The 9,658-nt window shown below is 57.8% G+C and carries 8 protein-coding genes; 1 reads left to right on the top strand and 7 read right to left on the bottom strand.

Annotated elements, in window-relative coordinates; translation table 11 throughout:
• On the bottom strand, positions 1 to 1,404 hold a 1,404-nt coding region (locus O2807_07030), incomplete at its 3' end, for a hypothetical protein (protein MDA1000254.1).
• Between the two features lie 101 nt (positions 1,405 to 1,505).
• Complete coding sequence (locus O2807_07025) at positions 1,506 to 2,459, bottom strand: O-antigen ligase family protein (protein ID MDA1000253.1); 954 nt, start codon at positions 2,457 to 2,459, stop codon at positions 1,506 to 1,508.
• A gap of 291 nt (positions 2,460 to 2,750) precedes the next feature.
• Here O2807_07025 and O2807_07020 point away from each other — a divergent pair, with 291 nt between their 5' ends.
• Positions 2,751 to 3,119 (top strand): hypothetical protein, encoded by a 369-nt coding sequence (locus O2807_07020; GenBank protein ID MDA1000252.1) that lies wholly within the window; start codon positions 2,751 to 2,753, stop codon positions 3,117 to 3,119.
• On the opposite strand, the gene O2807_07015 is transcribed toward O2807_07020, so the two are convergent.
• The 5 genes from O2807_07015 to O2807_06995 all read right to left on the bottom strand — a co-directional run.
• Positions 3,113 to 5,074: a hypothetical protein gene (locus O2807_07015; protein MDA1000251.1), complete on the bottom strand. Its 1,962-nt coding sequence runs from the start codon at positions 5,072 to 5,074 to the stop codon at positions 3,113 to 3,115. The genes O2807_07020 and O2807_07015 overlap by 7 nt on opposite strands.
• Positions 5,071 to 5,724 (bottom strand): HAD hydrolase-like protein, encoded by a 654-nt coding sequence (locus tag O2807_07010; GenBank protein MDA1000250.1) that lies wholly within the window; start codon positions 5,722 to 5,724, stop codon positions 5,071 to 5,073. Before O2807_07010 ends, O2807_07015 begins: the two co-directional genes overlap by 4 nt.
• Before the next feature lie 19 nt (positions 5,725 to 5,743).
• Complete coding sequence (locus tag O2807_07005; GenBank protein ID MDA1000249.1) at positions 5,744 to 6,532, bottom strand: glycosyltransferase; 789 nt, start codon at positions 6,530 to 6,532, stop codon at positions 5,744 to 5,746.
• A 10-nt stretch (positions 6,533 to 6,542) separates the two neighbouring features.
• The gene (asnB, locus tag O2807_07000) at positions 6,543 to 8,465 is read right to left on the bottom strand and encodes an asparagine synthase (glutamine-hydrolyzing) (protein ID MDA1000248.1); all 1,923 of its coding nucleotides are present in this window, start codon (positions 8,463 to 8,465) and stop codon (positions 6,543 to 6,545) included.
• A gap of 9 nt (positions 8,466 to 8,474) precedes the next feature.
• Positions 8,475 to 9,658: heparinase II/III-family protein (locus O2807_06995; GenBank protein ID MDA1000247.1), on the bottom strand; the 1,184-nt coding region annotated here is incomplete at its 5' end.

The raw sequence follows: 9,658 nt of genomic DNA, 5'->3' as shown, positions 1-9,658 counted from the left end.
TTTCACCCCCGGCCGGACTCCCTCTGTCACTTCAATCCTCTTGACCGGGCTGTCCGGATCGAATCGCCATCCGGGAGGAAGCTCTCCCGCTCCGCTCTTCCAGCTTAGACCCTCGATTTTATTTCTGGGGGGGCTGGAAAAACGCCCCTCCAGCAGCTGGAGTATCACCTTTCCATCGCTCACGAAGAGCGGACCAATCAACACTTTCCGCGCACATTCAGGGATTACCAATTTGAGTACCAACTCCGTGGGTTTTTGCAGCTTCACTTCGCGAAAATGGACAAACAACCACTCTCCGGAGGATATCAGTTCATCCACAACACCCCGCGATACCCGCCCGTCATAGACCGCGAAGCGGACCCGGGATACCGTGCACAATTTCCTGTCATGCCTGACCCACACGCCCCCCGAGAGGGACACATTTGACAAGGACATGGGATCGAGGGACAAGCGGTTGCCAATATCAAACTCCATGCTCAAGGGGCCTTTCGGCAGAAACCACAAAGCATTTCCCCGGCCGAGAGAGGATTTATCGCCCAGGAAACTCAGCTCCTTCCGGGATTTTCCAGAAATGCGCCAGCCGGGAGGAGAAGCCCCTGTTCTTCCGATATCCAACGCCCTGGATGCCATCAGGAAAACTTCCATTCCATTCCTTGGAGCATTCAGGCCGATGGGAAGAAGATTGAACACCTGCCGTCCGTCGTCGAAAAATATTCCGTCAATCCAAACCAGGCACTCTTGCCGGTCCGCCTCCAGAATCAAGGCAAGCTCCCCGGCGGAGGGCGAGACTCTTCCGCTTAGCTGCATCAACCGCCAGTTGCCGTCGCTTACTTGAGAAGGAGTGGCCTGATGGCTCACGCCGTCGTACACCCGCAACCGCATGCACCTGCCGGCCGGGTCCTTCCCCACCGCCCGGGTCATGGCGCTGACGGCAAACGCCTTTCCTTTCAGGCCTTCGAGGTAGGCCTTGCCAACGTAGTTCGACAAAGGGAAAATCATTTGAAATTTTCCTTTGAAACGAAGAGCGGTTTTCACCCCCGGCCGGACTCCCTCTGTCACTTCAATCCTCTTGGCCGGGCTGTTTGGATCGAATCGCCATCCGGGAGGAAGCTCTCCCGCTCCGCTCTTCCAGCTTAGACCCTCGATTTCATTTCTGGGGGGTTGAACATTCCTTCCAAGCAAAGGAACAATCCGGTTGCCATCACTGAAAAACACCCCCCCGACCAGAACCGGTCCCGAGCCAAGTGATACGTTTACCCCGAAACGCAGCTTCCCAGTGTTCTCTACTAGCATTTTCTCCAGAACCAGGAACTGCCACCGGGTCTCTTTTTGCGGGATGTACCGCGTTTTTGTCGAAAAATTGTCTCCCAGCCAGATACGGATTTCCTGCCTCCCCGCATCCACTCCTTTCCCCAGGACCTTCAGCCAAATACCCACTCGGGCCTGTCCTTCCTTTATTCCATCCAGTCGCCCGGGCATCACCCTTTTCAGATCAAAATTCGCTTCTATGGGTCCTTTCCGGTTTGGGGATCCACCACACGGGAATATCCAGTGGGCAAACGGGACCTTTCTCCGATGAATTCCCAACCCGGGAATTCCGCAAAAGCCACCGGCTTGAAAATTCTCAAGTCTCTCCCGGGGCCACCGATGGAATTGAAATCCGTGTAATTCTTGATGCCGTTCCGCTCGATGAACAGTCGGGTTGTGCCCGCTTTTTCCGAAAAAACCTCTCCCTGGAAATTCCAGTCTCTTTTTTGCGCTGCCTTCAGGACCAGATCGCCGGACAATTTCTTTTTGAGGAAAATGTGCTCATCGGATGGGGGCAATAATAAAAAGCCGTCCTTGCTCTCTACCATTTGTCTGGCTATGCGGGCGTCAATTTTCTTCCGCCACAAGGGCAGTTTTTCCAGCGGCAGATCCCGTTCAGCGTCAACGAAGACCGCTCCAAATCTTCCAGGCCCATATCCCAGAACGAGAGAACGGCGGACGGCAGGACTCAGGACCTGATAAATGTACCCGCGCACAGAGAACGAGTTTCCACGGAACATATCCTGATTTCCCCACACTCCAACTGCAACGAGGAACACCACCCCACAGACTCCCGACAAGGCCCAACGAGAAAGGCGCAAAGCCCTTAGCCGGAGCAGCAACATGAACAGGACCGGCAAAACGATGAACAAAGCGATCAGGCTTCTGGTGAACATGGACAAGGCCATCACCGCGACGAGAAAACCCGCCCAGAGCCACTTCTCCCTCCCCCGCTCCAGGGCCATGACCCCAAGGGACACCCCCACCCCCAGGATGGCGGCCAGGAAATTCGGGTGCCCGATTGTGGAATAATACTTCAGGAAGGGAAAATCTCCCTCGGGAAACCAGACCATCCTGGGAAACGGAATCTGCAATGAGGTCGAAACGATTTGGAGCAGAGCCACCGAAACCACACACCCGATGGACAGCAAAACCATCCGGACGGCGCGTACGCTCAGCCCCGGCTTCCGGGCCAAGGTGTCCGCCACTGCGAGAAAGAAGAAACCCTGTAATATCCATTTCAGAGACTCGGTCACGCCCCCCCCGCCCAGTTCTCCGTTCCACCAGGTTATCGTTGTGCGCAACAGAACGAAAACCAAAACGACGAGCCAGGCCGTCTTCATCCCGGCCGGAACCCGGATGGACCTCGCCCCTTCGCGGAACCGGCGGATAAGGCAGATCAGGGGAAACCAAGCGACCCAAAACCGGTCAAAGGAAACCGTGTGGTCCAAAAAGGGAAGGCGGCCCTGTATGGACACCAGCGGAAGCAGAAAGATTCCAACCAGCAGCGCCTCTTCCAGGGAGAAGAGGGCCACCGCCGCCGCTGCGATGCTGACCACGGCCAACAAATACACAAAGCCGCCCTCAAGTCCCGCGCTGGCGAGAAAAACAAAAACAGCAAGATAGACAAAACCCAGCAGCAAGACTGCCTTTTCAGTTTTTGCGATCTTTTCCAATTTCAAAGTTCCTTGTTTCATTCACGAAATATCTGGCAATGCGCCTCTACCCAGAAAATCTGCCTTGGAGAAGCTCTTTATTTTCTTCACGCCTTTACGAAAACGCGAGGCCACGAGAAATGTTCGTTTCAATGATTTTCCAATAATCGCCTCCATCGGACCAGGGAAGAATCAAGGCACCAGTACGCATCCAGGAAGCAAGATTTTTCCTCCGCAGACGCCTTGGGGCCTTCCTGAAGGAACGCATCCAGCGCAGCGGCAAGCCCAGCGGGCGAGCACACCCTCCGGTACAGGTTTTCGTACCCCGCCAACGGGCTCATATTGAAAACCGAAGGGAAAATGGGGACAAATACCTCGCAGCCGTACCCCAGGGCCTCGACCGCCACCGAGCTGGTGGGGACCAGAACCGCTGGCGCCCTTTCGAGCCAATCGCTTATGGCGCCTTCGGCAATCTCCAGCCCCTCCGCTTCAGGGGAGATTCCGCTTTCCCTCAGCAAAGGACCGAACGGCATCGAGGGGTGTCCCTTGAGAAGAACCCTCCAACCCTTCAATTCCTGACGCGCTCTCCACACCAGAGAAAGAAGTTCGAGGGTTTCCCCCCTTACGATCGAACCGGCGACCAGAAGGATCGGTTCGCGTTTCCCGGAATTTTCCTTCTCCGCTCGAGCGTGCTCGCTCCCTGGGCTCCACCCGATATGGCGAAGCGACTCCACAACCTGCACGTTCGAGAAACCGGACTCCTTCAGCAACGAGGAGGGAATCTCTCCATTGCATGCGATCACGTCCGGCAAGGGAAGCGTCAGGGCCTCTTCGCCGGGGCGCATGTCTCTTGCATCCTGCCGGTAAAAAACATAATTCCTGGAAATCGAGGTATGTTGATATCCGACGATCTTGGGCCGCGGCTCCCGTTCCTGGGCCGCCGCCGAGAAGGCGATTTCCCAGGCCTGCATCTCGAAGAGATAGATGCAAAGCCGCGGCGATGGAGTGGTATCGAAAAACTCCCGGAACACAAAGAAAAAGAGCAGGCCCCGCACCGCCTCCAGCCCAACGAAGGTGCGCCGGAACAGGTCCATCAGAACCGGGACAAGGCATTTTGATGTCTCCCCTTCTTCGAGAGTTGTGTGGATTCTCCTGGCGATGAATGCATAGAGCACTATCTGTTTGAGCCACCGGGTAAAAACGCGCAACAGTGCACGCACTCCGGCGAACTCCTCGAAAATCAGCAGTCGGCTCCCTCCCGCCTTCAGGGCTTTCGCGACCCGGAGCGCATCGCGGTAGGATTGGCTCTCAATTTTCACATACATCAAAAGCCAGTCTACAGACTCCCCCTTCTCCTTTAGCATCTCCTGCAGGGGCCAAAAATACTTGTTCTGAAATCTTCCGGCCTCCGCTTCTTTTTCGTCCAGGTAAGGAAAATAAGTGACCGCGAGAAGCCCTCCAGCAGAAGGCAGCCGCTTGGATCTCGGTCCCATCGCCGCCCTGGCCAGAAAGGAGCGAACGCTGACCTCGGCGAGCGCTACGAGTCCGGCAAACATCCCCCTTTTTTCGCCGAGCCAGCGCCTTATCCCTCTCCGGAACCCGACTTTGCGGACGGAGGCCTCGCAACGAACCCCCGCTTCGTTCGCCGCCCTGCCCAGGCCCATTCGCAGCACTTCCGGTTCCACGAAGATGGCGCACTTTGCGTATGCGTTCTCTCGAAGTTCCTCCTCCACGGCCAGAATCTGGGCCATGTACAGGAAAGAGACCGTCTTTAGGGGATTTTTCTCCGAAAGCGGCCCGAGCCAATAGGCGCTGGTCCTCCCATCGGGCAAGAGGAGCCATTCCCTTAGCGTCTTATCCTTGAGCGGGAGCCTCCCCCACTGGGATGCCCAACCGGGGAGCTCACGGCAAAGCCGCTCCACCTGCCGATCAACACATACAGCGGTTTCACATGATTCAACATCCTGCATCCCCTTTTCCGCCAGCACCTCAAAAAGGGCTTCGCTCGTGCTTTCCGAGAGCGCGAAGAGCGTGACAGAACTGCCATTTTCCAGGGAAGCCGCAACCGACGGCGCCGGCCAGGAACCATCAAATACAACAAGTGTCCTCATCCAGCGAAAAGCTCCTTGAGACAGCGCTCCAAAGAGGTCAGGTCGGAAACCCGGAAGGGGGCATCGGCTAATGGCCCCGACGTGCCCGAGCGCGCCAAGAAGGGAATCCCTGCCTCCCGGGAGGCATCTCGATCCGAGGGAGAATCCCCGATAAAAACCATGTCGCCTTCGCCGCAGCCCTCTTTCATAGCGATTGCCCGCAGGATTTCCGCCTTCTTTTTCGGGGCGCCGAAAATTCCGGCGAAGAACCCTTCAATCCCCCTCCCCCGCACAATCTGCTTCAGCTCTTCCTCCGGGGTGGCGGAAGCCACATACAAGCGGCAACGCCCGTGATTGGCCTCGAGGAACTCGCGGGCTCCCGCGACGAAGGGAGCACGCATAACACGCTGGAAAACAATCTCTCCGTACCGGTTGCATTCTGCGTCAAGCTGCGCGTCCGTGAGCGCCCGCCCCAGAATGCGTGAATAAACGTGCTGAATCTGAACTCTTCTCGGCAGGCCGCCGTTTTCATTCTGGTATTCGAGGATGGCATCCCGGTGCCCGGAATGTTCTTCGAACAACTCTCTGTAGGCGCTCGCTTTTATCTCGGTGGATTCCAAGATTACGCCATCAAAGTCAAAAACGATGACCCGCCTCCTCTCAAGTCCCATCGAAATCTTTCCCCGTGCGTCAAGAATGGACAGAGAGGCGAACCGGCCGGGGAAGAAGCCGATAAAAATAAATGAGAACAAACAGGCCATCGAGAAACCATGCCTTCCCCATTTTTCTTCTGGCCGCCCGTTGGAGCTGATAGCAGTGGCGCACGTATGCCAGGCGGCTTCTGACTTCGAAAAACTGACCGCCATGAATCCGTTTTGCCGCCAATGGAAAATCCAGCTTTCCGATCTTGTGCCCCTTCATAACCAGCCGCAGGTAAAGATCCCAGTCGAACAAATCCTTGCGCCCGGCGTCATAGAAACCGGCCGACTCCAGGGCGGAGCGCCGGACCATGAAAGAGGTATGGGACAAGTGGTTTCGGTAGAGGAGGGTGGAGGAAATATCGTGGAGTTCCCTCCCCTCCGCCGGGTCTTTTGTCATGTCCCACGCCGGAGCTTCCGCACCACGGAAAAGAATCTGTCCGGTTCCCAGCCCCGAAAAAGCGGACTCCTTCTCCAGGATCGTGCGCTCAATCTCAAGGCGGCGGGGATGGGACAGATCATCGGCGTCCTGAATGGCAATAAATTCCCCCTGGCTCTGCTCAATTCCCAGATTCAGGGCCCTTCCCCGGCCGACCCTGCCCGGGCTGATGAGTCTCACCCTCGGGTCGGACATCTCGCGGAGGACGGCGGAGGTTCGATCCCCGGAGCCATCGTCCACCACGATGCACTCCAGATCGGGCTCCGTCTGGCGGAGGATACTCTCCACGGATTCGAGAATAAAGGATTCCGCATTATAGGCTGTGATGATAACGCTGATCATTTTTCCCGCATCATGACGCCTGACTCACGGCCACGGGCGCATCGAATGTCTCCCGCATCCAGAGTTCGAGAATCACGAATTGCCACAGGGCGGGATACGCCATCCTTCCCTCTTCGAAGGCCCGATAAAGCGACTGCACCCCTTCCGGATCGAACAGCCCCCGGCGCCTCACGCTCTCAGGAGAGAGGGTATCTTCAACCACTTCCCGCAATTCCCCTCTCATCCATTTTCCCATGGGGAAGGCGAATCCCTGCTTCGGCCGACTAAGGATTTCGGGAGGGATCAAGTCGCCGAGCGCTTCGCTCAAAAGCCGCTTGGGATGGCCCCAGGTTTTCTCCCACCCCTCGGGAAGACCGGCGACGAACTCGATGACCTTGTGGTCGATCAGGGGGACCCTCACCTCGAGGGAGTGGGCCATACTCATGGCGTCCGTGTCGCGAAGGAGGCGCCATCCCATATATACCTGCATTTCCAACAAATTTACCCTGTGCCAGGAATTCCCGTTTTCTGGCGAGAGGGAGCGAAGGAGGGCCATCGGGCCCGAATCCTCCGGGAGAGACATCCGCACGCTGTCGGAATAAAGAGACTTGACCTCATCCGGCCACAAGATGAGGCGGGCCAGAGCGTAGAGATCCGTTTCAGAATTCACCCCCATCATCCTGTTCACCTTCCGGGAACGCTCGCTGGTGAAGGAGGGGCTCTCTGCCGAGAGCCTTTTCACCACCCGGCTCAACGCCGCCTTCGTCCAGCGCGGCCCCTTTCCCCAAAGGCGGGCGGCCCACCCCCACCGCGGTATCAGGTGGAAGGTATCGTAGCCGCCAAAAACCTCATCTCCGCCCAAGCCCGAGAGGGCGACCGTGAGGCCCCCTTCCCGGGCAGCCTGAGAGACGAGGAAGGTATTGATGCCGTCAAAGCTGGGGATGTCGATGTGGCGCACGATCCGGGGCAATGCCTCGCGGACCGTCGCACCATTCATGACCACCTCGGTGTGGTCGCTGCCGTAGGCCTCGGCCGCCATCCGGGCGTACGGGCGCTCGTCGAACCCCGCCGGGGCGTCGTCGAACCCGATGGAAAACGTGCGGACCGGCTCGGACGAAATCCGCGACATCAGCCCCACGACCGCCGTCGAGTCCATTCCGCCGCTGAGAAAAGCTCCCAGCGGAACGTCGCTGATCTGATGGAGGCGGATGCTCTCGTCCAGGATGCTCCGCAGCCAGGGAACGGTTTTGCCGGGGGGGCACGGATTGCTACCGGGAACGGGGAAATCCCACCACTGCCGGGAGGTCATGCCCTCTTTCGAAATCACCATGCAATGCCCCGGAAGCAGAACCCGAATCCCTTTTATCAGGGTTCCCGGGGGGGGAACGTAGCCAAAGGAGAGGTACAGATCAAGGGCGGCAACGTCCAACTCCCTTGGAAGCAGGCGGGAAGAAAGGAGCGCTCCCAGCTCCGAGGCGAATACCCATCCCGAAGGAATCTCGGCGTAATAGAGCGGCTTGATGCCCACCCTGTCCCTCGCCACGAGCAGGCGGCCCCGCCGGCCGTCCCACACGGCAAGGCTGAACATCCCCCGAAGATGGTCCAGGAACCCTTCCCCGAACGCTTCGTATAGATGAACGATGGTTTCGGTATCGGTGCGGGAGCGAAAGGTGTGGCCCTTTTGCTCGAGATCCGAGCGAAGTTCCTTGAAATTATAGATCTCCCCGTTGAGAACCACCCATACGGAACCATCCTCGTTCGACATGGGCTGATGCCCCTGGGGGCTGCAATCAATGATGCTGAGGCGGCGCATTCCCAGGCAGGCATCCCCGAAATCCTCCGCCCCCGCGTCATCGGGACCGCGATGGACCATGGCCAGGGACATCCGCTCGACGGCCTCCCTGCGGCCCTCGAGCCCCAAAGCCGTTGAATACACTCCGCATATTCCACACATACAAATGATCTACCTATGGGCCGGGCGGATAGTCCACGAACGATGGAGCGGAAGGGAGCGCCGGCCCCTTAGAAGGAAACTCCAGCAAGGGATGGCTTCTCCGTATTCGGGACTGTACCACCCCATCACATCCCCCGATTCCTTGCCTTTTTCCAGGACAACGGACTCGTCCGGATCGACTTTCCCCAAAAACTCCAACTCTTCCCCGCCGGGAAGCGAGAGCCCAAGGGCATCCTGCCCCTTCCGCCTCACCCCGACATCGGGATGGAAATGGAAAAAACTCTCCAGGAGGTGCCGGCCGCTTCCCAAGACCTCGTCGATGATCCTGAGCCCCCCCTCTCCCAGAAGAAACACCCGCTCGACCCTTATCCCGAGGGCTATACGCTGATAGCCGCTACACATCAGACGTGCTTTCAGGCCGTCCTCCCGCCTTTCGATACGCACTTCTGCGGGGTAGGCAAAATATTCCTTCATCATCAATGGAACATATCCATTGTGGGCGTGGACCAGACAAGGAGCGAGGCCATCCACCCGGAAGGTGTTGTGGGAAGATGCCCCCCGGCCGTAGTGGCCCAGCGGGTTGTCGGCATATGTGGCGCGGCCAGAGTCAACCAATACCGGGTGGCCGCCATACATCAAAAGAAAACCGAGCAAATCGGAATGGCCGTGCGACCAGGCGGGGACATGGCCGTCAGGATTCAGGTAAACGAACAGTTCCCACTTTCCCTTGACCAACCGGTAATATCCTGCATCCTCCCAGCCCTCGATTTCCGGAAGTGGGGGCCGCTCTTTTTCTTCTGATGCGCCGGAGGGAAGAAAAAAAGAGTGCCACCCGATCTCCTCCGGCGGAGGGAGGGAAACCGAGTCTTCGGCCAGGACCGCCGCGCCTACTGCGGGAATCCCGCGGTGAAATGCGGTGGGGAAATCCGGCGAAACGTCGCCGATTCTTGGAAAATATCCCGACCGCAGGAAAAAGGCCGACGCCCGGGTCATGTCCACAAGCCGGTCCTTGAGTCCTTCCCAAAATTTTTGATCCGCCTTCCCACCGGCCATCCAAAACGCTTCGAGGTAGGACCGGCAAAGAAGCAGATGATAATGCGAAGAGGATTCCCGCAAAAAACCTGAGGGCCGGAATAGTGTTCGGGCGCCGTAGGCGAGAATCTCCTTCCCCAGTTGGCGAAATCTTTCATCTC

The organism is bacterium, assembly GCA_027622355.1.
In the GTDB taxonomy this organism is placed as follows: Bacteria; UBA8248; UBA8248; order UBA8248; family UBA8248; genus JAQBZT01.
This window is presented reverse-complemented; position numbering and strand designations above follow the sequence as displayed.

Coding starts and splice junctions, on each gene's coding strand:
- O2807_07015 (MDA1000251.1), bottom strand. CDS start 5,074: ATGAGGACACTTGTTGTATTTGATGGTTCCTGGCCGGCGCCGTCGGTT.
- O2807_07010 (MDA1000250.1), bottom strand. CDS start 5,724: ATGGGACTTGAGAGGAGGCGGGTCATCGTTTTTGACTTTGATGGCGTA.
- O2807_07005 (MDA1000249.1), bottom strand. CDS start 6,532: ATGATCAGCGTTATCATCACAGCCTATAATGCGGAATCCTTTATTCTC.
- asnB (MDA1000248.1), bottom strand. CDS start 8,465: ATGTGTGGAATATGCGGAGTGTATTCAACGGCTTTGGGGCTCGAGGGC.